This is a genomic window from Nocardia vinacea (assembly GCF_035920345.1).
GTDB lineage: Bacteria > Actinomycetota > Actinomycetes > Mycobacteriales > Mycobacteriaceae > Nocardia > Nocardia vinacea_A.
Genome location: NZ_CP109149.1, coordinates 3964596 through 3988405, shown reverse-complemented (window position 1 = coordinate 3988405; position 23810 = coordinate 3964596). Strand labels below are relative to the sequence as shown.

Sequence of the window (23810 nt, the reverse complement as noted above, 5' to 3'; positions counted from 1 at the left end):
GCTGGTGCTGCGGGCGTCCGACCGCGCGGGAGAGGCAGCATGAAAATCGAACTATGCGTGGAGGCGCAGGAATTCGGCGGGCAGGTGCTGCGCGCGCTGCAGGCCGCCAGCGGCGGCGAGTCGGTGCTGCGGGTGTCCGGCTGGGCGGAGGAGCGGGCGTGAATATCGAACTTTGCTCGGAGGCGCGGGAATTCGGCAGGCAGGTGCTGCGGGCGCTGGATGCTGCCGGGGGCGACGAACTGGTGCGGCGGACCGAGGGGGAGGTCGGGGTGCGGCGGACGCTGATCGCGCCGGTGCTCGGTGAACTCGGGGCCTGGGAGCTCGAGCCTTTGCGCGACGTCGCCGAGCTGGAAGCCGCTGCCGCGTTGTGCCGCAGCGCGGGGTACTGGGCGCTGCCGTATCCAGTGGCCGAGCGGTTGGCACGGCCGGTCGGCGTGGATGTCGACGGGCTGGTGGTGGTGTACGGCCGGGAACCGGCCGCTCCGGTGGCGGATCTCGACTTGCGTTGGGGGGCAGTGACACTGGATGGTGTGCGCGGGCGAGTATCGGTGCGGCAGGCGCATTCGTCGCCACGAGAATCAATGTTCGTCGCACAGCTGGATGTGCATCCGCTTGACAGCAAGGGCTTTTCAGGCCGGGACGACTCCGGCCAGGCCACTACGACCGAGCTGGCTTTGGGGCTGGTGCTGCCTTGCTGGACGCTCCTCGGAATGCTGGACCGTGCAATGGATCTCGCGCGCGCGCATGTACTGACGCGCGAGCAGTTCGGCCGTCCGCTCGCAGAGTTCCAGGCGGTGCAGTTCCAGTTGACCGATGCGGAGGTCGAGCGCCGGGGTGTGGAGATGCTGGCCAGGTACGCGTTGTGGAGCATCGATACCGGTAGCAATGCCGTTGTCGACGACGCGCTCGCGCTGCGGCTGGCCGCATTGGAGGCCGCCGATATCGTCTTCCGCGTCGCGCACCAGCTGCACGGCGCTCTCGGTTTCTGCGACGAGTCGGCGCTGTCGTGGTTATCGCGTTACAGCAGGCCGATTTGCCGACTGCCGCTGGGACGCTCGGCCACCGAGGATTTGCTAGCTCGCAGCATCGATCGAGCCGGTCTAGCCGGGCTGTATTCCGACCCGACGGGTGTGTGAGCGACGTGCAGTACGACCTACCGGCCGCGCTGACGATCGAATGCGATGGACCGATCCGCACGGTTGTGCTGAACCGGCCCGCCGAGTCGAACGCGGTCGACGCCCCGCTGCACTGGGCGCTGGCCAATGTCTGGCGGCAGTTGGCGGCGGATCGGGAGGCGCGGGTGGTGATCCTGACCGGTGCGGGCCGGGCCTTCAGTGCCGGTGGTGATTTGGATTGGATCACTTCATTTCTCGACGATCCGGCCGCGCGGGACGAAAGTATCCGCGAGGGTGCGCAGATCGTCGAGGAGTTGCTGCGCTTTCCGCTGCCGGTGATCGCCGCCGTCAACGGTGCTGCGGTGGGGCTGGGGGCGAGCGTGGCCGTGCTGTGCGATGTCGTGCTCATATCGGAGCGGGCGCATCTGGCCGATCCGCACGTCGCGGTGGGCCTGGTCGCAGGCGACGGCGGCGCCGCATTCTGGCCGCTGCTCACCCCGATTCTGCGTTCCAGGGAATACCTGTTCACCGGCGATCGCATCGATGCGGCTACCGCGGTCCAACTCGGCCTGGCCACCCGTGTCGTTCCGCCGGAGCAGTTGCTCGCCGAAGCCCGGCTGCTCGCCGAACGGTTGGCCGCCCAGCCGATGGAGGCCCTGCGCAGCACCAAACGTGTTGTGAATATGTACCTTTCGAAGGCGCTCGGCGGTCCGCTGCAAGCGGGTTTCGCCGCCGAGGTGGTGACTATGCAGTCCGCCGAGCATCGTGACCGGCTATCGGCTCTGCGGCAGAAAGCGGCTCGGCGATGACCTGGGCGGTTCGGCGTAAACCTTCGAGCATGCTGGGACGACGGTGCGTGGCCGACGCGGTGAGATCGGTCGCCCGATGACTGCGGGCGGTCGCGATCCGGCCGATTTCCGGGCCGAGGTACGGGACTGGTGCCGAGCGCACATCCCCGCTGACTGGCGGCAGACGCAAACTGGTTGTACAGCAGCGGAATTCGTGGCATTTCAGCAGTGGTGGTTCCAGCAACTGCGTGGCGGCGGCTTCGCGGTGCCGCATTGGCCGAAGGCGTGGGGCGGCGGGATGCCGGTCGCCGAGCAGATAGTGCTCTATCAGGAACTCGCCGCACACGATGCGCCACGGCTGGTCTTGGCATTCGTCGCCATCCACCATGCGGCGGCGACGCTGCTGGCAGCGGGCGGCGAGGCACAGCGCCGCAGACATCTACCCGCCATCCTGGACGGCGAGATCTGGGTGCAAGGTTTCTCCGAGCCCGCGGCCGGATCAGATCTGGCCGCGCTCACCACCACCGCGCGCCGCGACGGCGACAGCTATCTCGTGACCGGACAGAAGGTATGGGCGAGCGGAGGGCAGTACGCCGACTGGTGCCTGCTGCTGGCCCGCACCGATCCGAAAGCACCCAAACGCCAGGGCATTTCGTACTTTCTGCTGGATATGTGCACGCCCGGCATCGATGTGCGGCCCATTCGGCAGGCCACCGGCGAATCGCACTTCTGCGAGATCTTTCTCGACGAGGTGCGCATTCCTGCCACCCAACTGGTCGGCGCGGAGCACGCGGGCTGGCAGGTGGCGCAGCAGACCCTCGGTGCCGAGCGCGGATTGACCATGCTGGAGTTGGCCGAACGACTCGGCAACGCCGGGTTCCGGTGGCTGCTGCAGGCGTGCGCCCGGCCGGACGTGACGGGGCGGCGTCCGATCGATGATCCCGTGGTGGCCGATCGGCTCGCCGGGTTCGAAACCGAGATCGCCGGTCTGCGCGCACTGTGCCGCGACCTGGTGCAACGCCACGAAGCCGGAACCGTCGGCCCGGCCGACGCCTCGATCGTGAAGCTGTTCTACAGCGAATTACTGCAACGGGTAACAGATTTCGGCGCGGAGATCGGTGGCACGGCGGCCCTTACAGTGCTGCGCAAACCGATGTCGGGCGGATGGGAGTCCAGTGCGTGGGTGCTCGATTTCATCGGCTCGTGGGAATGGACGATTCCCGGCGGGACGAGCGAGATCCAGCGCAGCATCATCGGCGAACGCGGCCTCGGCCTGCCCCGCGAACCGGCAGCGACATGAAGGCCGGAACGGTGTGCACCGAACCGGATTTCACCGAAATCCACGACGAACTCCGAGCGGTTACCCGCGACGTGCTCGCGACGGTCGGGCCGGGAGAGCGCATCGACTCTCGCGTGCTGGCCGCCCAAGGGTGGCTGGGATTGGAGGTGCCGGAGGAGTTCGACGGTGCCGGAGCCACTTACGCCGAGGTGGCGATCGTGCTGGAGGAGTTGGGGCGCGCGGTGGTCTCCAGCGGCTATCTGGGCGCTGCACTGGCCGCCGGAGTCTGTGGGCTGCTCGCCCCCGCACCTGCCAGGGACGCACTTTTGTCCGTTATGGCCGCCGGTACGGCCATGGCGACGGTGGCATTCACCGCAAACCCCGACGACTGCGATGCCACGCCACCGTTCCGGATCGATCGCGGCGCGGGCGGACAAACGATTTGCGGCTGTGCAGAATTCGTGCCCGACGCAGTAGGCGCCGATCGATTGCTCCTGCTCGCCGCGGATCCCGACGGTGTACCGGTCATCGTCGCCGTCGCGGCGGATACGACCGGACTGGTCTGCTCGGGCCGAGCGATGCTCGACGAGACACGGAGCTTCGGCACAGTCACCGTCGATGCGATCGCGGTGCCGGACGATGCGGTGTGGCACTTCGACGGCGACCCATCCACCGCGATCCGGCGGCTGCACGATCGAGCGGCCGTGGCGATCGCCTGCGACAGCCTCGGTCTCAGCGAGGCCATGTTGGCCGCCACGGTCGCCTACGTGCGCACCCGCACCCAGTTCGGCCGCTCGATCGGTTCATTCCAGGCCGTGAAACACGCCTGCGCGGACATGCTCGTACAGATCACCGTCGCCCGGCAGTTGGTCGACGCCGCAGTGCGGCAGCTGGCAGCCGCCGACCAGTCGCAGCTCGACACTGCCGCAGTGCGGCAAAACGATCCCGTCGGGCTCGACGTGACTACCGCGGCCGCGATGGCTAAGTCCTACACCTGCACCGCCGCAGTCGAAATCACAGGCAAGGCAATGCAATTGCACGGCGGCTACGGCTATACCTGGGAAAGCGGAATCCACCGCTACCTGAAACGCGCGACCTTTAACCGTGCGCTGTTCGGCTCCCCGGCCGCCCTTCGCCGCCACATAGCCGCCCGCTACCGTTGATACGGCGGGCGTCTCGGCAGCGGTCGCGACCGCGGACTCGCGAGGCGGATCGAGTGCGGGGACCAGCGGTGACGCTAGCCTTACGGCATGAGCGAGGCTGTCGACTGGTCGTGGCTGCGTAAACCGATCCCGATTGTCGATATGGCGATGTACCTGGACATGAATCAGCTCGATCTCGGGTTGGACTGAACGGGGGACTACTGTGCCAGCCGTTTGGCCGCCAATTCGCGTAGGTCGCTGGATTTGATTTTGGCGCTGCCCGTGAGGGTGAGGTCGGCCTCGTCGAAGAACAGTACTGCGCGGGGGACTTTGTAGCTGGCCAGGCGGGCTTTGGCGAAGGTGCGGATTTCCTCGGTGTCGAGGTGGATTCCGGTGTGCGGCACGATGCATGCCACCACGAGTTCGCCGAGGGTTTCGTGTGGTACGCCGACGGTTCGGGCGACTTCGACTCCGGGATAGGTGGCGAGTATCTCGTCGACCTCCAATGGTGAGACGTTGGCGCCGCCGGTTTTGATGATGTCGGTCAGCCTGCCTTCCCAGAAAAGTCGGCCGGTGGTGTCGAGGTGGCCGCTGTCGCCGGTATGGAAGAAACCCTCGGCGTCGAGTGTCTCGTCCAGGGGCGTACCGATATAGCCCAGCATGAGCGTGGGTCCCTTGACGCAGATCTCGCCGCGTTCGCCTCGGGGCACGACGGTCCCGGCGATCGGGTCGGTGATCTTGATCGTGACGCCGGGCAGCGGTACGCCACTGCTGCCCGCGTGTGTTTCGTCAGGCGTATTCGCCGGGAACGCCGTTGTGATGGTGAATGTTTCGGTATTTCCGTAGGCGTGATTCGGCTCGTCCCAGCGGCTCGACACCGTTGGGTGTCGCGCGAATGGGCTGCGGCGGTCGACGAACCGCATGCTGCTCAAGTCCACGCTGCCCCAGTTGGCTGCGGCCTCCAGTTGGGCCCACTGGTGCGGCCAGGCGAAGGGGAAGTTGACCCGTTCGGCCTGCATGAGGTTCAGCGCATCGGTGGCGTCGAAGGTCGGCTGCAGCACGATGGCACCACCGCTGGCGAGCGTCGCGCCCAGCGCCAGGGCGAAATTGCCGGACCAGAAGAATCCGTTGGCGGTCCAGCAGCGGACATCGTCGGCTGGGACGAATCCGTACATGCGGCGGAACCGCCACATCTGGATCGTGACACCGCGATGCGCGCTCAGAATGCCCTTGGGGCGGCTGGTGGAACCGGACGAGAAGAACAGCACGGCGGTATCGCTCGGCCGCGCCGCAGCCGCGATCGCCTCGATCACATCGGCCGGTTCGGTGCGGCCGAGCGCCAGGAACGCGTCCCAGGTCTCGATTGCGTTGTCCGGTACGGGTTCTCCGACTGCGACAAGACGGCGTAGGAAAGGAAAGCGGACCGAGTGCAAGCCGCCGGGCGCGGCCGTGCCGATCCGCGGTTCCAACTCGGTCAGGATGGCGGCGAAATCCCTTGCGGCCACGTCGCGTTCGAACAGCAGGACCGATACGCCGGACTCGTCGAGCAGATACTCCAGTTCGGCTGCGGTCGAAAAGGTACTGAGCGTGACCGCCACGCCCCCGGCGAGGGAGGTGCCGAACACCGCCGCGATCCACTCGGGACGGTTGGTCATCAGCACACCGACCCGTCCGCCGTGCCCGACCCCGGCCGCACGCAGCGCGCGTGCCACCTCGACCGCACGCTCCCACAACTCGCGGTAACTCCACCGAACGGTGCGCCCCACCACCGCCTCGCGATCGCCGTACAGCCGCGTCACCTCGCGCAGAAATCCGGGCAGCGTGCGCGCCCCGATGCCGGGCTCCTCGTCCAACGGCGGCCCCGAGGCAATCGAAACAGGTTGTGCGGGTTCAGCTATGGCCATCGGTCGCTTGCTCACTCGGGCTACTTTCACAACGGCAGTTCGACCTCGGCGGTGCTGTCCACCAGCACACCGCCGTCCTGATTGGTCAGTCGCAGCTTGATCTGGATCAGCGGCACGCCCCACGTGGACATGGCCTCCTTGCCGATGATCTCGGCGTCGAAATAGGTCACATCGCCTTCGAAGGCCGGTCCACGGAAATCCGATTTGATGTGGCGCACCAGACCGTCGTTGCCCGCCCAGTACGCCAGGTAGTCGGTGCACCAAGCGCCCATGGTCGCGCCGTAGCCGTAGGCGCGTGCCATGCCGACCGCACCCGCCTTGTCACCGTCGATATGGCCGCGCGACGGACCGACATACAGACCGTCGCGCTTGCGCGGATCGATCTTGGCGCCCTCCTCGTCGAAGGCGAACCCCTCGGTCCAGCCCGGATCCTGGTAGACCCACGGATCCTCGACGCCCTCGGGCGTCACCCAGCCGAACGTGCCCCAGATATTGAACAGGAAGGCCCGGTATTCGGTGGTGAAGCTGGCGATGCTGTGCGGTCCGAGCACCCGCCTCGGCAGCGTATCGCCCACCTCGACCTCGTCGAAATGCGGTGAAATACCGAGGCGATTCGACATCAACCATTCATGGCGCAGGACGGCGATTTCGTTCAATTCCAGCTCGCTCCAGCGCTTTACCTCGCCGACCTGATTCTCGTACATGCCGCGCTTGTTCGCCTCGGCGGCGAGATACCGGATGGAGGTGGACCGTTCGCGCGCCACCAGGGTGCCGTGCTGGTTGCGATGGGTGGTGTCGCCGCGCTGGAACATGGTCGGCCCGGCGAATTTCGTCTGGACCACCTTGTAGTCGTGAAAACGCCGCTCCTGGAGCAACTTATCGCCCGGCCGCACGGCGGCGCCGTAGAACCACCACTCCTCGCCGCCGAAGATCAGATGGCTGCCCGGGATGCGTCCGACGCACGCGGGTGCGCAGCCATGTCCGTAATCCAGGGCCACCGCGATGGATTGCGGTGCGATGATGCCGCCGTAGCGGGACTCCCCGGCGAATTCGTGGTCCCAGTGCAGCGGATTGGGATAATCCATCGCCATCACCCAGCGGCGAATGTCGGAGGCACTGCACGGCTCCCACAATTGTCCACCGCCGATCGGTTGTCCGACACGGGGTTCCACGTCGGACAGGTCGAGTTCGATGACATCGGGTTCGGGGGTTGCCTTGGCGCTCACTGCTTCTCCTGAGGGTGACGGATTACCGATTGACATCGACGACGATGCGGCCACGCACCGTGCCTGCTATGAGCTGACCCGCGGAAACGATCGCATCCCCCAGCGCGATCTCGCGGGTGATGGCTTCCAGCGCAGCCGGATCCAGATCGCGCGACAGGCGGCTCCAGGCCGCGAGACGCCGCTGTTCGGTCGCCTGCACGCTGTCGATGCCCAACAGAGTTACCCCGCGCAGAATGAACGGTGCGACCGTCGACGGAAAGTCCATGCCCCCGGCGAGACCGCACGCGGCGACCGCGCCGCCGTATCTGGTCTGGGCGCAGGCATTTGCCAGGGTGTGACTGCCGACGGCATCGACGACACCCGCCCAGCGTTCCTTTTGCAGCGGCTTGCCGCCGGCCGTGAGTTCGGCCCGGTCCACCACGGTCGCGGCACCGAGTTGCTGTAGATAGTCGACCTCCGCGGTCTTGCCCGTCGCTGCGGCCACGGTGAAGCCCGCCTTCGCCAGCAGGGCGACCGCGACACTGCCGACACCGCCCGTCGCGCCGGTCACCAGGATTTCGCCCTGGTCCGGCCGCACGCCGTGGTCCCACAACCCGTTCACACACAGGCTCGCCGTATAACCGGCTGTGCCGATGGCCATCGCTTGCCGGGCGGTGAATACGGCGGGCAGCGGCACCAGCCAATCCCCGTCGACTCTGGCGCGCTGCGCCAAACCGCCCCAATGGGTTTCGCCGACACCCCACCCGTTGAGCACGACGTTGTCGCCGGTCGCCCACGCACTGTGGGTGCTCGCCGTGACGACACCCGCGAAATCGATACCGGGCACCATCGGGAACTTGCGGACCACCGGCGATGCGCCGGTAATGGCCAGGGCATCCTTGTAATTCAGTGTGGAGTAGGCGACCTCGACGGTGACGTTTCCGTCTGGCAGGCGGCTCTCGTCCAACCTGGTCGGCGAAACTGATTGCCCGGCTTCATCCTTCTCGATCAGCAGTGCGGAAAACATTGGCGGAGATCCTTTCTGGAGTCCGTCATCGCGCGGTCCAGCCGCCGTCGACGACGATGGTCTGACCGGTGACGTAGCTCGCGGCATCGCCGACGAGCCACACGATGGCGCCGACGATGTCGTCGGCGCTCGCTTGCTGGGGTAGTGGGGTATTGCGGCGGAGATATTCGGCGCCGCGCTCGCTGTCGTAGAGCGAGTCGGTGATCTCGCTGCGGAAAAAGCCGGGCGCGACGGTGTTCACCCGGATCGAATACCGTGCCCACTGCACCGCCAGTTCGGCGGTCAGGCCCGACAGGCCCGCCTTGGCCGCCGCGTAGGACGCCTGCGGGATGCCGGGGATGCCGACGCGGCCGCTGATCGACGAGACGTTGACAATCGCGCCGCGGCCGACGGCGCGCATATGTGGAAATACCTGCTGCGCCAACACAAATGGTGCAAGCAGATTGAGATCCACGGTGTCGCGCACATCATCGAGCGCCTCGGATTCGGCGCGTTCGGTGGTGAACCGGTTTCCGGCGGCATTGACCAGAATCTCCGGTGGACCCATTTGCTCGACCACGGACGACACCACGCCGTCGACGCGCTCGAGATCGGACAGGTCGCCTGCGACGGCGATGCCGTCGATGCGCTTCGCGAGTTCGGCCAGCCGGTCGTGCCTGCGGGCGACCACCGCTACCCGCGCACCCAACGATGCCAGCGATTGCGCCGCCGCCGCGCCGAGGCCGGACGAGGCGCCGGTGACGATCGCGACCCTGCCGTCGAGACCGAACATGCCGGTCACCTGGTCTCCCCGATGCTCCGGTGCCGGTCGACGAGCTCGACGAGGCGGGTCCGGTCGATCTTCCCCATGGCATTGACCGGCAGGGTATCGACCCGGCACCAGATCTCCGGCACCTTGTAACCGGCGAGCGTCGTCCGGCACAGATCGGTGAGAGCCCCGAAATCGACTGCATTACTGGCTGATTCGATCAATGCGGCAACGCGCTGCCCGAGTCGGTCGTCGGGTACCGGGCACACCGCGACCTTGGCCACATCCGGATGGCTTCCGATGACCCGCTCCACTTCCAGCGGGTAGACATTGGCCCCGCCCCGGATGATCACCAGCTTCTTGCGATCCAGCACCGTCAGCCACCCCTCGTCGTCGACGGTCCCGATATCACCGGTAGCGATCGGGCCGGATTCGAGTGACCGGAGACCACCGGACTCCCAGTATCCGAGCATTGGCCGCCACCGATGCGCCCACGGCCCGGCCGTGGTCGCGCACAGCCCCAGTTCGCCGAGTTCGCCCGCGGGTAGGCGTTGGCCCTCGTCGTAGGCCGCGACGTCGTACTGCGGCAGCACCCGGCCGCTCGAGCCCGGCCGCCAAGCGCCGTCGGCGGGGTCGATCGACACCACCGTCGGTGCTTCGGTGAGGCCATAGGTGGCCCGCGGCACGACACCGTGCGCGGCGGCGAAGGCCATCCGCAACTGGTCCGGAGTGTCGCTGCCGCCGCTCCACACCTCCCGTAGCGAGCTCAGATCCAACTCCGGACGCCCGGCCAGATCGAAAAGCTGTGCGGGAGCACCGTTCCAGACCGTCACCCGGCGCGTGGCGATCCACTCCGCCACCCCGTCGACATCGCGGCGATCCATGATCACCGCGCAACCACCGGCCTGTGCGGTGAGCAGGGTGGACAACACCATCAGGTTGAGGATCGTCAGCGGGAAGCTGTCGCCCTTGCGCAGGTCGGGTCCCCAGCCGCGGGTCGTGACCAGCGCGGCGCCCGGCAGCAGCAGATTGCGCTGGCTGTGCACGACGGCCTTCGGTCGCCCGGATGTGCCACTGGTGAAGGCGATCGCGGCAGGTGCGTCGATATCGGGGTCGACCGCTGGAGCCGCCTCGGGCCGAGCGATGAGCTGTGCCCAGCGTCGGCTGTCGACGCACTCCGGCGCCGTCAACCGGCACCGCGGGCCCGCGAGTACGACCGTCGGTTCACAAAGCTCGTAGAGATCTTGTTGTTCGCTCTCGGACAGCGCCTCACCGATGCCGGCCCACACCGCACCGATCCGTTGCGCGCCATGGAAAGCCGCGACGATCGTCAGATCGTTGGGCAGACAGGCGGCCACCCGATCGCCGGGGCGCACACCGAGCGACCACAGTGCGCCCGCCGCCCGCCGCGCCTGGTCGTCGAGTTCCGCATACGACCAGATACCCGAGGCCGCCTCGATCGCGGGCGCGTCCGGGCGGGTGGCAAGCGCGGTGTCGAGGACCCGCGCGATGCTACTTTCCACGCCCTCTTGATATCAGCATCGTTGCTATCCTTGCAAGGATTAATCTTATAGTCTGTCGACGCCGGCGGTGCTCTGGGGACCGCGCCGAATCGTGGAGGCTGAGGCAGATGGAACGTTCGGGTCCGTTGTCCGGGGTGCGAGTCGTGGATCTCACGGCAATGGTGATGGGGCCCTACTGCACTCAGATCATGGCCGATATGGGGGCGGACGTGATCAAGGTCGAACCCCCGGCCGGGGACAACACCCGCTACATCTCGGTCGGACCCGAATCGGGTATGGGTGGGGTGTTCGTCAACGTGAACCGCGGTAAGCGCAGTGCGGTGCTGGACCTGCGCTCTGCGGACGGAAGGTCCGTACTGCGTGAATTAATCCGCACCGCAGATGTTTTCATCCATTCGATGCGCGCCAAGGCGATCGCTGATCTCGGCTTCGACTACGCCGCGGTCGCCGCGCTGAATCCGTCGATCGTCTACACCAATTGCTACGGTTACGGCCGCCGCGGACCGGATGCGAATCTCACCGCCTACGACGACACCATCCAAGCCGAATGTGGCCTGCCGTTCGTGCAGGAGCAATTGACCGGTGCGCCAGGCTATGTCGGCACCATCATGGCCGACAAGGTGGCCGGCCTGACAGCGCTGTATGCCACCGTCATGGCGCTTTTCCATCGCGAGCGGACCGGTGCGGGCCAAGAGGTGGAGGTCGCCATGTTCGAGACCATGGCGGCGTTCGTATTGGTCGAGCATGCCAACGGCGCGCTGTTCGACCCGCCATTGGGTGCCGCGGTGTATCCCCGTGCGGTGGCACCGAACCGGAAGCCGTACCGCACCGCCGACGGCTATATTTCCGCGCTGGTGTACAACGACAAGCAGTGGTCCGCCTTCATCGATGCCGTGCAACCATCTTGGGCGAGTGCGGAATTCGCCACACTCGAACAGCGGGCCCGCCGGATCGATACCGTCTATGCGCTACTCGGTGAAACCTTCCGGGAACGTTCGACGGGGGAGTGGCTGGAATTACTGCGGTCCCTCGATATTCCCGCCGCGCCGGTCCGCACCCTCGACGAACTGTTCGACAATCCGCACCTACGCGCGGCCGATTTCTTCGAGATAGTCGAATCTCCCTATGGCGCAGTGCGTTTCCCCGGTCCGCCGACCTGGTTCTCGCGGACACCCGGTCGTGTCGCGGGTCCGGCGCCCCGGCTCGGTGAGCACACCGCCGAAATCGTCCGCGAGCTCGGTGCGGCGGGGGAGGCACGCGCATGAAGATCATCTCCGACACCGACCTGGATGTGCGCGAATTCCTGCGTCCCGGCGATCGCATCGTCATAGGTCAGGCCTGCGGCGAGCCGACCACCCTGATCGAGGCGCTGATCGCGGGCGGCGGCGATATCGGCGGGCTGTCGGCATTCATCGCGACCAGCTTCTCCGGTCTGTTCACCGCTCGAGCGACGCAAAGCTTTTCGCTGTCGAGCATGGGCGCGATCGGTGCGCTGCGCGCGCTGGCCGACGCACACCGGCTCAGCGTGATCCCATGCCATGTCAGCCAGGTTGCCGCGCTCATCGAGGACGGGATCATCGGCTGTAACGTGGCCTTTATTCAGGTCGGCCCGGCGGATGCGCGCGGCAACCACAGCTTCGGCTTGATCAGCGATTATGTCCGCGCGGCCGTGGCGCGGGCCCGGGTGGTGGTCGCGGAGGTCAACGAGCAGGTGCCGTGGACCCACGGCGAACTGCTGTCCGCAGCCGAAATCGACTACGCCGTAACGGTTTCGCGGCCGCCGGTGCGGGTGCCGCCCGCGCGCATCGGTGCGACCGACACGGCCATCGCCGAGCACGCTGCCGCGTTCATCGAGGATGGATCGGTTGTGCAGACCGGAGTCGGAGCGGTGCCGGATGCCATCCTGCGCCTGCTGCACGACCGCCGCGATCTCGGCGTGCATTCCGGCATGATCGGTGACGGGCTGGTCGATCTGGTCGAGGCCGGTGTTGTCACCAATGCGCGCAAGCGTATCGACCGGGGCGTGTCGATCACCGGCGCCCTGATCGGCACCGAGCGACTGTACGAATTCGCCCACCGCAACCTCGGTATCCGCATGTGCCCGACGTCGTACACCCACAATCCGGAAGTGCTTGCCCGACTGGACAAGTTGGTGACGATCAACTCTGCGCTGGAGGTCGATCTCACCGGCCAGGTGAACGCGGAGCAGAGCGGTTCGGCCTACCTCGGCGGTACCGGCGGTCAGGTGGACTTCGTGCGCGCCGGGACGCGGTCGCCGGGTGGGCATTCCATCATCGTGCTGCCCGCGACCGCCAAAGGCGGCACCATCAGCCGGATCACGGTCGGTCTCGCGGGCCCGGTCACTACCGCGCGCAGCGATGTGGACGTGATCGTCACCGAATTCGGCGCGGCCGAACTGCGCGGCCGGACCCTGGCCGAGCGTGCACGTCGCCTGATCGCCATCGTCCACCCCGACTTTCGAGAAGACCTGGCGCGCGCCGCCCACGCCATTGCCCAGAGAGGATTCTGAATGAGCGACGCCGTGCTCTTCGACCCCCGCGGCGATGGCATCGCCGTGATCACGCTGAACCGACCGGAGACCCGCAACTGCCTGGCCACCGATGTGCGCGCGGGACTGGCTGCGGCCTGGGACCGGTTCGAGCGAGATCCGGCCCTGCGCATCGCAATTCTCACCGGTGCCGGTGACCAGGCATTCTGCGCGGGCGGCGATCTGAAGGAGATGGTGGAAACCGGTATGCGGGTGCCGCCGCGCGATATGTTCGCGCTCCCGTACGACACGATCGAGCTGTCCAAACCCACCATCGCGGCGGTCAATGGCGTTGCCTACGCGGGCGGCTGGATGATCGCCCAGGCCTGCGATCTGTGTGTCGCGAGCACCACCGCGCGCTTCGCGATCACGGAGGTCAAGGTGGGCCGGAGCGCGCCGTGGGCGGCACCGCTGATTCATATGATCCCGCAGCGGGTCATGATGGAAATCCTGCTCACCGGCAAGCCGATCACCGCCCACCGCGCCTATGAGATCGGTCTGGTCAATCGCCTCGCCGAACCATCCGAATTGCTGGCGACCGCACTCGAGTTGGCCGCCGAAGTTCTCGCGGGCGCACCGCTGTCGGTGCGGGCGGCCCGGGAAACGGTGATGCTCTCCACTGAGATGGGTCGTTCGGCCGCTCTGCAAGCCGCACGGCACGCGGCCGAATACTGCTACCACAGCGAAGATGCGCAGGAGGGTCCGCGAGCATTTGCCGAAAAGCGTTCCCCGCGGTGGCACGGACGATGAGTCGTCCCACCCGGTGGATGGTGGTCTGCTCGGCAGCACAACCATCCGATATAACGAAGCCGGATTTGCTAGTGTCTTGACCCTATGCCCCGGCGCAACGGAATCCGAAGCCGCAGCCAATCAAGGCATCGACATGTCGGCTCTGCCCGAAGTGATGGCGGCCGAGGAAGTAGCGCGACTCACCCTGGAGAATCTCCCCAACGGTCCCGTCTTCATCAGCAGCGATTACTACCGGGCAACGTTCGAGACGCTTCTCTCGATGCCGCGGCGCGATGCGCTGATGGCGATGGCAGGACAAATGAAGCACTGACGCCGGAGCCGGGCTGCGTCTGAATATCCGCTCATGCCCCATTCCACGCTGACACCTGACTAATCCGTGTTGAACAGCTTCTCCACTCGCCTGGCGAACAGTAGGTCACCCTTGACGCGCAGCTTGCCAGAAAGCATTGCTTTCGTTCCCGACGCCTGCCCGGACAGTAATCGCAGGAACAGCACATCGCCCAGCGTCAACGACACCGTCGGTTTGACACCTGCCGTCGCCTTCGTCACGGTGCACGCACCGTCGCGAATCGTCACCAGCCACTCGTCGGGTGTCTGTCCTACTCGCCACAGCACAGTGGCGTCGACCCCGCGTGCCTCCTCGACACTCAATCGGTCCGGCATGCGCGTGAAAACGGTGTCGAACATGGCGCTTCGTAAGTCCGGGTCAGCCAGCGCGGCGCGCAGCTGTTCATCGGAGGTACTGGTGATGAGGTTCTTGAACTCACCCGGTGAGACTTGCTCGGGGTCGATCTCGGTGATGTCGTCCATCGGATTCCCTCCATCGGCCGCCGAATGGCTGCGGCGCGTTCGTTGTCACGGTGTTCATGGCCGTTGTCGAAATGTCGAGCTAGCTGCGGGGATCGGCGACATGGACGGGGCGGTTGACGTCGCTGACCGTCACATCGAGCACGGATTGCGATGCGGGGTCCCCCTGACCGATCACCAGCCGAGTCGCGACCGGCTCGTGTCGGCCACCAACCTTGAACCACACCGTCAATTTTCCGTCCGTGGTGACGCTCGGGACCACCTGCGCGATGTCGTGGGCCGCTACCAGTCCGGTGACACGGAACGCATCGACGTTGCCGATGGTCTCCCTGGCCTCGGTCTGCACCGAAGACATCGATGCCAGTAGGTTCGCGACTCCTCGGTGTGGGTCGATCAGCGTGGTGGGCAACGGATTTGCCGACCCGTTCTGCTGTGGCGGCGCCGACGCGAATCGCCCCGAGGGGTCGCGGGTGTAGATGGTCGAGTCGATCTCGACGAAATCGAGGCGGGCGTCACCGAATGCCGACGGCACCACGAGCTGACCTTTCGCTCGCGCGTCACCGTCACGGACAACGTCGGCCGACATGGCCCGCACACTCACTCCGCTCAGGGGCGCGCCGCTGAGTTGCAAGGTGACGTGCGCGCTTGTCGTCGCACGCGCCGCAGCGGCGGCGTTACGCAGCAACTGGGCGGGCCGCGGCAGACCGCCATCCGCGGTGCACGCGGTGCCGCCGATCAGCAACAGCAGGGCGGCCATGGCGATGCCGATACCGGCGCGTCGGCCGATCATCGGATCAGGTGGGCGGAGTTGGTTCGGCGCACCTTGCCCGACGGAGTCTTCGGGATCGAACCCGGTGCGACAACGGCAACCGAGCGTGGTGTCGCCCCCACGCCGTCGCGGACGACGCGGGTCACCTCGCGTTGGATGCGTGCGACGTGCTTGTCATCGTTCCAGTCGGCGGACTCGACGGCGACCGCGAAACCCTCACGGATTTCCCCGGGTTCGAGTCGCACGGCGACCGTGTTGCCGCGTCGGACACCCGCCACCGTCGCGGCGGCACGCTCGATGTCGGTGGGGAAAATATTGCGGCCCCCGACGATAATGGTGTCCTTCTTGCGCCCACACACGACGATCTCCCCCGATTCGGTGAGGTAGCCGAGATCGCCGGTCGGCAACAACCCGTGGTCGTTTCGTGCTGAGCTGTAACCGTTTTCGGTGAAGTAACCATCGGTGACCGCGGCACCGGAGATGAAGATCTCGCCGACTGTGCGCGGCCTGACAGGTGCTCCGGTGTCGTCCAGCACCCGTGCCTCGACACCGGTCACCGGCTTCCCGAGCGTCACAAACATCCGGGCGTCCGCAGCGTCGGTCGGCTGCGCGTAACCCGCCGTCTCGATGGCGTCAGGCCGCACGGCGTCGGTTCGCACACCGAGACCGACCGGACTGAACGACACCGCGAGCGTGGCCTCCGCCATACCGTACGCGGGCACTACCGCACCGGGGGACAGGCCGAAACGTGCTCCGGCCTCGACGAATCGCGCGACTGCGGTCGCATCGATCGGTTCGGCGCCGTTCAATGCGAACCGCATACTCGACAGGTCGAAGGCCCCGTCCGGAGCCAACTCCATTCGCCGTGCCGCGATCTCGTAGGCGAAGTTCGGCGCGGCGGTCATCGTGCCGCGATATCGAGTGATGAGATCCATCCATACCAGCGGTGCACGCAGGAAATGCGTCGGACTCACACACACAACCTCCACCCCCAACTGCAACGGCGTCGCCACGAATCCGACCATGCCCATGTCGTGGAACAGCGGAAGCCAGCTCACACCGATCTCTCTGGCCGGATCCATATCAGCGGCCCGCGCGATGGCGTGGCCGCTGGCGTACAGGTTGGCGTGGGTGATGGCGACGGCTTTCGGGGTACCGGTGGACCCCGACGTCAGCTGAAGTAGCGCCAGGGTGTCATCCGGAACATCGGCAGGCTCCAACGGTGTCGACGCGCCGAGTCGCGCTATCGACACACTCGGCACATCGTGCTCGGCGAGGATGGTCGCCGCGCTGTCGAAAGGGGTTCCGATCAACACCAGTTTGGCGTCGATGACGTCGAGGGATCTGACGGTGTCACGCGCCCAGACGGTGAGATCGGTTCGGTGCGTCGGTTGATGCAGCATGGTGGCCGAGGCTCCGAGCAACCAGCAGGCCAGGACCGACACCACGACGTCCTCCGGTTCACCGGCGAGGATGGCGACCCGCGACCCCATGGACGCACCCTGGTCGGTCAGCGACTGCGCGGCACATCGACTGTGCCGCAACAACTCCGCCCACGTCTTGCGGCGCAGCGCATCCGGCTCGCCGTAGGAGAAGCCACGGTCGGAGGTGCTGTTGGACAGTACGTCATCGATAAAGCGCGACATCTAAGCTCCTCGTGGTTGATCGACCGCGTGCAATAGCGTCGGTGGCGCGAGGCGCTCACGTAACCGGCGTCGCCATTGCTCATAACCGGGCTCGCCGGTACTGAACGATCGAGTGCTCGTCTCGTCGACAACCGCGACGACCGCATCGACATCACGATCACAGAGCAGTCGTGCCGCCGACACCGAGCATTCCGGTACGTACCCGGCATGCGCCCTGGCCTTGATCGCGAACGCGGCACCCTGCGCCATATCCGCGGCCGCGAGCCCGGCGCGTCGCTGGGCCGTGCGCACGTCGGACTCCGCGACCCCGCCGAGGTAGGCGATGGCGGCGCCGATGCCGCTCCACAGGTCGGCTCGGCGGTGTGGATCCATGCGGTCGATCCGGTCGGCGATCGCCGCCAAGTCTGCGTCGTTGACGAAGTACAGCGCTCGTCCGACGCCCTGATCGACTGCGCGCAGGAAGTAGGAACTGTCCCCCTCCCACGAGTACGGCTTGGGCCGCCACTGCCTATCGATCCATCGTGCCGTTTGGAAAAACGCTCCGTCGAAACCGAATCCGTCGGCCGCCAGCCAGGTCAGCTGCGACAACACCGCATCGTCGCCGAGGTTCGGCGTGCACCGTCGCCACAGGAACCTCGGCAGGCGCGGCATCAGCAGCCCATAGCCGACATAAGCCATATAGGCGTGTGGGGCACCCGGGCCCTCGACGAATTGCCGGGCCAGGTGTCGCCGCCGAAGGCCGATGAGGTCGCGGGTGACGAGCGCGGTCACCGCCCCTTCGTAGGCCAGGCTGCGATAGAACGGGTCGATATGGTCGAGAGCCGCTGCGAGGTCATCGATCTCGGCAATGTCTGCGCCCATCTCGAAACCCCGGATCACCACTACTCCAACCTGCTCGAGCGTGCTGGTTATCGGTGCCGAGGTCGGGAACCCACGGCGTGCGAACAGCGCGTCGGATTGGGTGGGCACGGGCAGTATTCGGCGAAGAACGCGAAGTGCTGTCACGTGGAAGCTCCTGCTGGGATCGGGTGGTGATTACGAACTGCGTCGGCGTAGCGTTACCGCGCCGGTGAGCAAGGAGGCCGCGGCGAACGCTGCCACGACAGCCAGGTCGATCCACATCGTGGTGGTCGGGTGTGGGTACGTGCCGATTTCCGTGAGACCCTGCGCGGCATAGCGCAACGGCACGACGTTGCTCAGTCCCTGCAAGAAACCGCTCATCTCCTCCCGTGGCCAGACGAGACCGCAGAGCAGCAGCTGCGGGATCACCAACGCGGGCATGAACTGCATTGCCTGGAACTCCGATTGCGCGAACGCACTGGTCAGCAGGCCGGTCGACGAGCCGAGCACAGCCGTCGCGATGACGATCAGCAGCACTGCCGCGATGGACCCCTGCGATTCGAGCCCCAGGAACTGGTAGGCGACCGTAGCCGCAACCGCCGCCTGCACCACGGCGACCGCGGCGAAGGCCAGTCCGTAGCCGAGCAATAGATCCATCTTCGACAGTGGCGTGCTCATGAGTCGTTCCAACGTGCCGGTGGTGCGTTCACGCAGCATGGCGACGCTGGTGACCATGAACATCGACACATACGGGAAGATGCCGAGCAGCATCAATCCCAGTTGGTCGAAGATATCGGGGCGACCGTTGAAGACGAAGCGCAGCAAGGTGAGCAGCACGCTCGGCACCACGAGCAGTAGCCCCACCGTGCGGCGGTCGTGGCGAATCTGGGTGAGCACACGCGCGGTGGTGTGCAACAGCATGTGGGCATTCACAACGAAACCTCCGGCCGGGTCTCTTCGGAAACCTGATGAGTCGCAACGTAATTCACGGTGGTGGACGATCGTGCTCCGTCGCCGGACTCGATCAGCCGCAGGAAAGCGCCCTCTAATGTGTCGGCTCCGGTTCGCCGCAGCAAGCCCGCGGGGTCGGAGTCGGCGAGCACGCTGCCCTCCCGCATGAGCAGCAGGCGATCACAGCGTTCGGCCTCGTCCATCACGTGGCTGGACACCAACAACGTCGTGCCGCCATCGGCCAAGCTGTGAAAGGAGGCCCACAGGTCACGGCGCAGCACCGGGTCGAGGCCGACGGTCGGCTCGTCGAGCACCAGTAGTTTGGGCCGAGCGATCAGCGCGCACGCCAGCGACACCCGTGCACGCTGTCCGCCGGAAAGCTTGGCGGCCAGCGTGTCTCGGTAGGTGAGCAGCCCGACGTCCTCGATAGCCCGATCCACCGACTCGGCCTTCGTCCCGTACATCACCCCGAAGTAGCGGACATTCTGCCGAACGGTCAGATCGTCGTAGATCGACGGCGACTGGGTCACGTAGCCGACGTCACGGCGCAGCCGCCGATGCCCGGCCGGCCGGCCGAGCACGGTGATCGTGCCCGACGAGAACCTCTGTACGCCGACGACGGTGCGCATCAGAGTTGTCTTGCCGCAGCCGCTGGGCCCGAGCAAACCGGTCACCGAGCCTTGGCCGACGGTGAACGAGATGTCGTCGAGGATCGTTTTCCGCCTCCTTCGCACAGTCACCGACCGGACGTCGATCGCACGCGACGACGAGTCGGCATCCGAGGAATTCATCGGGCCGATCACCTCACTTTCAGACATTCGAAGGATGTGACACTGTGCGGGGCGGCCAGGTCGGGTCAGGTGATCCGGTAGAAGCGGTATTGCAGACCAAAGCCTTCGGTGAATCGGCCCTCACCGACGAAAAGCGTCTGGTTGATCCATTCGTAGTCGGGATCACCGGTCTCCAGGCGCGGCAGTACCCGGAAGTATTGGTCCTCGAATGCGGTGGGCACCCCGTCCGCGAACGCTGTCTGCACGGCGTCGGTCATCTCGATCAGCCCATCGAATTGCGCGTAGATGATCGCACCGTCGTCGGTCTCGAATTGCGCGCGCACATCGGCGCGCGCCCACTGGTCGGTGCCGATCAGCACCCAGTCGCCACCGCCGGGCAGCACCCGCCCGTTGATGCGCTCACCCTCCAGCTTTCCCTCACCGACCTCGATGAACATGCGAATTCCGTGCGGGGTGTTGCCCACCATGCGAGGAGGATGCAATGACGCGGTGACTTCACCTTCGAACTTCAATTCCATGGACTACTCCTCGGTGCGGTAAGGGTCGTTACGGCGCAGGACCAATGACGAGTTGTGGCCGCCGAATGCGAAGGAATTCGTCAGCACGGCAGCGACATCGGACTCGGTCGATGCCGAGACGAACGACGCGCCCGTGCAGTCCTCGGCCACCTGGTCCAGATTGACCGACGGTGGGATCATCGATGTCTTGACGGCCAGGGCGGCGATCGCGGCCTCCAACGCGCCGCCCGCGCCGAGGAGGTGGCCGGTCATGGATTTGGTAGAAGCCACAACGGTTTTCGCGAGATCAGCACCGAAAACAGTACGCAACGCGGCCATTTCCGCGCGGTCGTTGAGTATCGTGCCGGTGCCGTGTGCGTTGATGTAGTCCACATCGGTTGTCGCGATGCCCGCGTCGCGCAGCGCGATGCGGATCGCCCGGGCGGCACTGGAACCATCGGCCCTCGGTGCGGTCAGATGGTGGCTGTCATTCGTTTGACCGTAGCCCGCGATCTCGGCGTATATGGTCGCTCCCCGCGCGAGGGCACGATCCATATCCTCGAGAATCAGCACCGCCGCGCCCTCGCCCAGCACGAATCCGTCGCGGTCGGCGTCGAACGGGCGCGCGGCCTGCTCGGGACTGTCGTTGCGCCGCGACAATGCCCGCATGCTGGCGAAACCGGCCATGATAACGGGATTTACACAAGCTTCGGATCCGCCGACAACGCACGCGTCGGCGTATCCGTCCCTGATCATCCGCATGCCCTGGCCGACGGCGTCGGCCGAGGACGCGCACGCGCTGCTCGGCGCGTAGCTCGGCCCCGCGAAATCGTGGCGTTGGGCCACTACCGAGGCGGCGACGTTGGACATCGACACGGGGATGAAGGTCGGTGGGATCCGTTCACCGTCCGGGTCGTTGCCGACGGTGGCGCGAATCGTGTCGGCCCCACCGAGTGCGCTGGCGATGATGACCGCAACGTCGGACAGATCGGCGCTGAGCTCACCGGCGTCTTTGAGTGCCAGGTCGGAAGCTGCCATCGCGAGCTGACAGAAACGATCGAACCGGATGGCATCCCTGCGCTCCATCCAGTCCGTCGCTGCGAAATCATCGACCGTCGCCGCGATCCGAACCCGTTTGTTCGAGACGTCGAACGTGGTGACGGGACCCACGCCCGAACGGCCTTCGAGCAGGTTGTCCCACAGCACGCCGGGATAGTTTCCCACCGGCGACACCACACCGATCCCGGTGATGGCGACCCTGCGCCGGGCGGTCACCGCACGCGGCAGGCTCGGCGCGCTCATGACGATGTCGCATTCGGCTCGAGATCGAACAGGCGCTCCATCTTCATCGCGAGCTGCACGTTGCCCGCCACCCGCAGATCACCCCGCGACATCAGCTCGACACCGCGCGTCGCACCGCAGGCAAGCGCGACGAACGCTGATGCGGGCGCGGTAAGTGTCGCCGCCGGTTGCGCGGAGAAGGCGCCCTTTTCACCGATTGTGCAGATGGCGGGGGTCAGCTCGACGTCGCGTTCGAGTTTGCCGTGCGAGCGCCGGGTCACGGCCCAGCGAATCACCGCACGCTCGGGCATACCGCCGCGATAGAACGTCGGCATCAAATCGAATGCCGCGACCAAACCCGCTGTGCCGGTGTCGGTCTCGAGATGGTCCGCGAGCCGCTGTGCGGAGATGCTCTCGATTGCGCGCTTGACCCGACCCCGGTCATTGCTGAGCAGATCCGCCGCAAGCTGCGGATCGACGCCGGAGGTGTCGTCCTGGGAAATGTCGGTCATGCGGTCACCGCTTTCTCGCCGAGTATCGAGTTGAGGTATCGGGCCAATTCGCCGTGCGGATCCGCACCGGGCAATATCGCGCCGATGTGGCCGTCGGGACGCACGACGACCGCCGCCGCGTCGGACAAACCGAAGACCCCGATGGCGTCGTCGCGGAAATCGTGTAAGGCGTCCGGACGCGGTACCGGGGACACCGGCCATACCCGCAGCGGTATGTCACCGAGCACCGACGCCCATGCACCGAACGAGTCCTGCCATTCGGGCGCGGCTTCGACGGAAGTCAGCAGCGCGAAGGCCCCGTTGGTCAGATCGGTGACAGCCGTGCGCCGGCCATCCTCTTCCAGCCACACGTGAGGTGCGACGGCACCGACTATCACTCTGGGGAGATATTCGACCACGTCCGCGACAACCGGCTGCGGGTGGTCTTCGTCGGTGCAGTAGACGAATCCCCTTGCCTGACCGTAGAAGTCGAAATGCGGCCGTTGTCGTTCGATGCCGTCGGCCAGTGCGGCGGCATCGCTGATCTCGGGCCCCGATCCGTTTCCGGATCCGATCAGCGACCGTGCCGATGTGAAGAACTCGTCCATGGCAACGGCGTTGTGCACGCTGCGCTCGGCGTTGAAATCCGCGACGGGCCGCCGCTCGGGTTCGTAGGTGTTCAGCAGTCGCGGACTCGACCAGCCACGCAGCACACCGTGCAGCTTCCACGCGAGGTTGTGCGCGTCCTGGATGCCGGTATTCATGCCGAAGCCACCGGTCGGCGGGAAGCTGTGCGCCGCGTCGCCTGCCACGAATACCCGTTGGTGGACGTCACTCCAGCGGTCGACGGCCGTCGTACCCATCGCCCACGTCCGGACCGACTCGATCGTGATGTCGATATCGGCCGCACCGATGGCCATTCGGACCAGGCGCTCGCATTCGCTTTTGTCGGGCATCGCCGATGGGTCGATGTCGATGCCGGTCAGCTCGAGCAGCCAGGTACCGCGCTGCGGCGAGACGGTGATGAGCACCCCCTGTATGTCATCGTTGATGACCCAGTACAGGGCGCTCTCCTTGCCTGCGACCGTCGAGCCGAGATCGGCGGTGAAATGGATGTCCAACATCGTTCCGAGCGGTGCGCAGGCCTGGACTGTGATGCCTATGCGCTCACGCAACCGACCGTGAATTCCCTCGGCGAGGACCACGTAGGAAGCGCGTAGCGCGGAATTGTCCGCTCGTACCGCGCCGACCCCATCGGGGTCGACGATCAGATCGGTGATCTCCACACCCGACTCGACGCTGACGGAGGGGTAGTTGGGTAACTCACGCAGCAAGAGCGTCTGTAACTCGTTCTGCGGACAGATCAGCGGCAGCACCGGACTCGCCGACACCGTCCGCATGAGTTTCTCGGCGTCTCCTACCATGTCGATCTCGCCGAGCTCAGCGCCGACCAGGGTGGTGTGGAAACTGACCCGGCTGGACGCCTCCAGGCTGGTGCCGACCTTCTGCGCTGGACCGAGCAGCTCGAGGTCCCGGAGTATTTCCGCGGTACGAACATTGACCATCGTGGCCCGCGGATGTGTGGACGCACTCGATCGGCTCTCCACCAGCTGAGTGCGAATCCCCTTGCGGCCCAACAGATGTGCTGCGATCAGGCCGGTCGGACCACCACCGACGATCAATACTTCGCAGTTGTCGACAGCCATGG

General features: G+C 66.1%; 24 protein-coding genes. 9 read left to right on the top strand and 15 right to left on the bottom strand.

Annotated elements, in window-relative coordinates; all coding sequences use genetic code 11:
- Nucleotides 1-39 precede the first annotated feature (39 nt).
- The 5 genes from OIE68_RS18675 (at nucleotide 40) to OIE68_RS18655 (ending at nucleotide 4345) form a co-directional block, all read left to right on the top strand.
- A complete protein-coding gene (locus OIE68_RS18675; RefSeq protein WP_327100643.1) occupies nucleotides 40-162 on the top strand; it encodes a hypothetical protein in 123 nt (40 codons plus the stop codon).
- Nucleotides 159-1136, top strand: coding sequence for an acyl-CoA dehydrogenase family protein (locus OIE68_RS18670; protein ID WP_327100642.1), 978 nt, complete (start codon nucleotides 159-161; stop codon nucleotides 1134-1136). Before OIE68_RS18675 ends, OIE68_RS18670 begins: the two co-directional genes overlap by 4 nt.
- Nucleotides 1137-1141: 5 nt before the next feature.
- Entirely contained in the window at nucleotides 1142-1924 is a 783-nt protein-coding gene (locus tag OIE68_RS18665; protein WP_327101715.1) for an enoyl-CoA hydratase/isomerase family protein, read from the top strand.
- Nucleotides 1925-2000: 76 nt separating this feature from the next.
- Nucleotides 2001-3203: an acyl-CoA dehydrogenase family protein gene (locus OIE68_RS18660; RefSeq protein ID WP_327100641.1), complete on the top strand. Its 1203-nt coding sequence runs from the start codon at nucleotides 2001-2003 to the stop codon at nucleotides 3201-3203.
- Entirely contained in the window at nucleotides 3200-4345 is a 1146-nt protein-coding gene (locus tag OIE68_RS18655) for an acyl-CoA dehydrogenase family protein (RefSeq protein ID WP_327100640.1), read from the top strand. Before OIE68_RS18660 ends, OIE68_RS18655 begins: the two co-directional genes overlap by 4 nt.
- 197 nt (nucleotides 4346-4542) lie before the next feature.
- On the opposite strand, the gene OIE68_RS18650 is transcribed toward OIE68_RS18655, so the two are convergent.
- From OIE68_RS18650 to OIE68_RS18630, 5 genes are read right to left on the bottom strand one after another with little or no spacing between them, the layout of a single operon-like run.
- Nucleotides 4543-6243 carry a class I adenylate-forming enzyme family protein gene (locus OIE68_RS18650; protein WP_327100639.1) on the bottom strand — a complete coding sequence of 567 codons (1701 nt, stop codon included), beginning with the start codon at nucleotides 6241-6243 and terminating at the stop codon, nucleotides 4543-4545.
- 11 nt (nucleotides 6244-6254) lie between these two features.
- Nucleotides 6255-7454, bottom strand: coding sequence for an FAS1-like dehydratase domain-containing protein (locus OIE68_RS18645; protein WP_327100638.1), 1200 nt, complete (start codon nucleotides 7452-7454; stop codon nucleotides 6255-6257).
- Nucleotides 7455-7476: 22 nt separating this feature from the next.
- Nucleotides 7477-8460: an MDR family oxidoreductase gene (locus tag OIE68_RS18640; protein ID WP_327100637.1), complete on the bottom strand. Its 984-nt coding sequence runs from the start codon at nucleotides 8458-8460 to the stop codon at nucleotides 7477-7479.
- Between the two features lie 25 nt (nucleotides 8461-8485).
- Entirely contained in the window at nucleotides 8486-9232 is a 747-nt protein-coding gene (locus tag OIE68_RS18635; protein ID WP_327101714.1) for an SDR family NAD(P)-dependent oxidoreductase, read from the bottom strand.
- Nucleotides 9233-9237: 5 nt separating this feature from the next.
- A complete protein-coding gene (locus OIE68_RS18630; protein ID WP_327100636.1) occupies nucleotides 9238-10731 on the bottom strand; it encodes a class I adenylate-forming enzyme family protein in 1494 nt (497 codons plus the stop codon).
- Nucleotides 10732-10838: 107 nt separating this feature from the next.
- Here OIE68_RS18630 and OIE68_RS18625 point away from each other — a divergent pair, with 107 nt between their 5' ends.
- The 4 genes from OIE68_RS18625 to OIE68_RS18610 are packed head-to-tail and all read left to right on the top strand — an operon-like array spanning nucleotide 10839 to nucleotide 14339.
- Entirely contained in the window at nucleotides 10839-11996 is a 1158-nt protein-coding gene (locus OIE68_RS18625; protein WP_327100635.1) for a CoA transferase, read from the top strand.
- On the top strand, nucleotides 11993-13261 hold the full coding sequence (locus tag OIE68_RS18620; protein ID WP_327100634.1) for an acetyl-CoA hydrolase/transferase family protein: 1269 nt from the start codon (nucleotides 11993-11995) through the stop codon (nucleotides 13259-13261). Before OIE68_RS18625 ends, OIE68_RS18620 begins: the two co-directional genes overlap by 4 nt.
- Nucleotides 13262-14029, top strand: a complete 768-nt coding sequence (locus tag OIE68_RS18615) for an enoyl-CoA hydratase-related protein (RefSeq protein WP_327100633.1) — start codon at nucleotides 13262-13264, stop codon at nucleotides 14027-14029.
- 13 nt (nucleotides 14030-14042) lie between these two features.
- The gene (locus OIE68_RS18610) at nucleotides 14043-14339 is read left to right on the top strand and encodes a hypothetical protein (RefSeq protein WP_327100632.1); all 297 of its coding nucleotides are present in this window, start codon (nucleotides 14043-14045) and stop codon (nucleotides 14337-14339) included.
- Nucleotides 14340-14398: 59 nt separating this feature from the next.
- Here the strand turns inward: OIE68_RS18610 and OIE68_RS18605 are convergent, their stop codons facing one another.
- The 10 genes from OIE68_RS18605 to OIE68_RS18560 all read right to left on the bottom strand — a co-directional run bounded on the left by OIE68_RS18605 (nucleotide 14399) and on the right by OIE68_RS18560 (nucleotide 23808).
- On the bottom strand, nucleotides 14399-14839 hold the full coding sequence (locus OIE68_RS18605) for an SCP2 sterol-binding domain-containing protein (protein WP_327100631.1): 441 nt from the start codon (nucleotides 14837-14839) through the stop codon (nucleotides 14399-14401).
- A 79-nt stretch (nucleotides 14840-14918) separates the two neighbouring features.
- Nucleotides 14919-15626 carry an LppX_LprAFG lipoprotein gene (locus OIE68_RS18600; RefSeq protein WP_327100630.1) on the bottom strand — a complete coding sequence of 236 codons (708 nt, stop codon included), beginning with the start codon at nucleotides 15624-15626 and terminating at the stop codon, nucleotides 14919-14921.
- On the bottom strand, nucleotides 15623-17251 hold the full coding sequence (locus OIE68_RS18595) for a fatty acyl-AMP ligase (protein WP_327100629.1): 1629 nt from the start codon (nucleotides 17249-17251) through the stop codon (nucleotides 15623-15625). Before OIE68_RS18595 ends, OIE68_RS18600 begins: the two co-directional genes overlap by 4 nt.
- Nucleotides 17252-18256 (bottom strand): DUF1702 family protein, encoded by a 1005-nt coding sequence (locus OIE68_RS18590; protein WP_327100628.1) that lies wholly within the window; start codon nucleotides 18254-18256, stop codon nucleotides 17252-17254.
- A 30-nt stretch (nucleotides 18257-18286) separates the two neighbouring features.
- Nucleotides 18287-19012: an ABC transporter permease gene (locus OIE68_RS18585; protein WP_327100627.1), complete on the bottom strand. Its 726-nt coding sequence runs from the start codon at nucleotides 19010-19012 to the stop codon at nucleotides 18287-18289.
- Nucleotides 19013-19020: 8 nt separating this feature from the next.
- Entirely contained in the window at nucleotides 19021-19860 is an 840-nt protein-coding gene (locus OIE68_RS18580) for an ABC transporter ATP-binding protein (protein WP_419150715.1), read from the bottom strand.
- A 38-nt stretch (nucleotides 19861-19898) separates the two neighbouring features.
- Complete coding sequence (locus OIE68_RS18575) at nucleotides 19899-20351, bottom strand: DUF3237 domain-containing protein (protein ID WP_327100626.1); 453 nt, start codon at nucleotides 20349-20351, stop codon at nucleotides 19899-19901.
- Between the two features lie 3 nt (nucleotides 20352-20354).
- On the bottom strand, nucleotides 20355-21632 hold the full coding sequence (locus OIE68_RS18570; protein WP_327100625.1) for a beta-ketoacyl-ACP synthase II: 1278 nt from the start codon (nucleotides 21630-21632) through the stop codon (nucleotides 20355-20357).
- Nucleotides 21629-22123 (bottom strand): SCP2 sterol-binding domain-containing protein, encoded by a 495-nt coding sequence (locus OIE68_RS18565; protein WP_327100624.1) that lies wholly within the window; start codon nucleotides 22121-22123, stop codon nucleotides 21629-21631. Before OIE68_RS18565 ends, OIE68_RS18570 begins: the two co-directional genes overlap by 4 nt.
- Nucleotides 22120-23808, bottom strand: a complete 1689-nt coding sequence (locus tag OIE68_RS18560) for an FAD-dependent monooxygenase (protein WP_327100623.1) — start codon at nucleotides 23806-23808, stop codon at nucleotides 22120-22122. Before OIE68_RS18560 ends, OIE68_RS18565 begins: the two co-directional genes overlap by 4 nt.
- Nucleotides 23809-23810 lie beyond the last annotated feature (2 nt).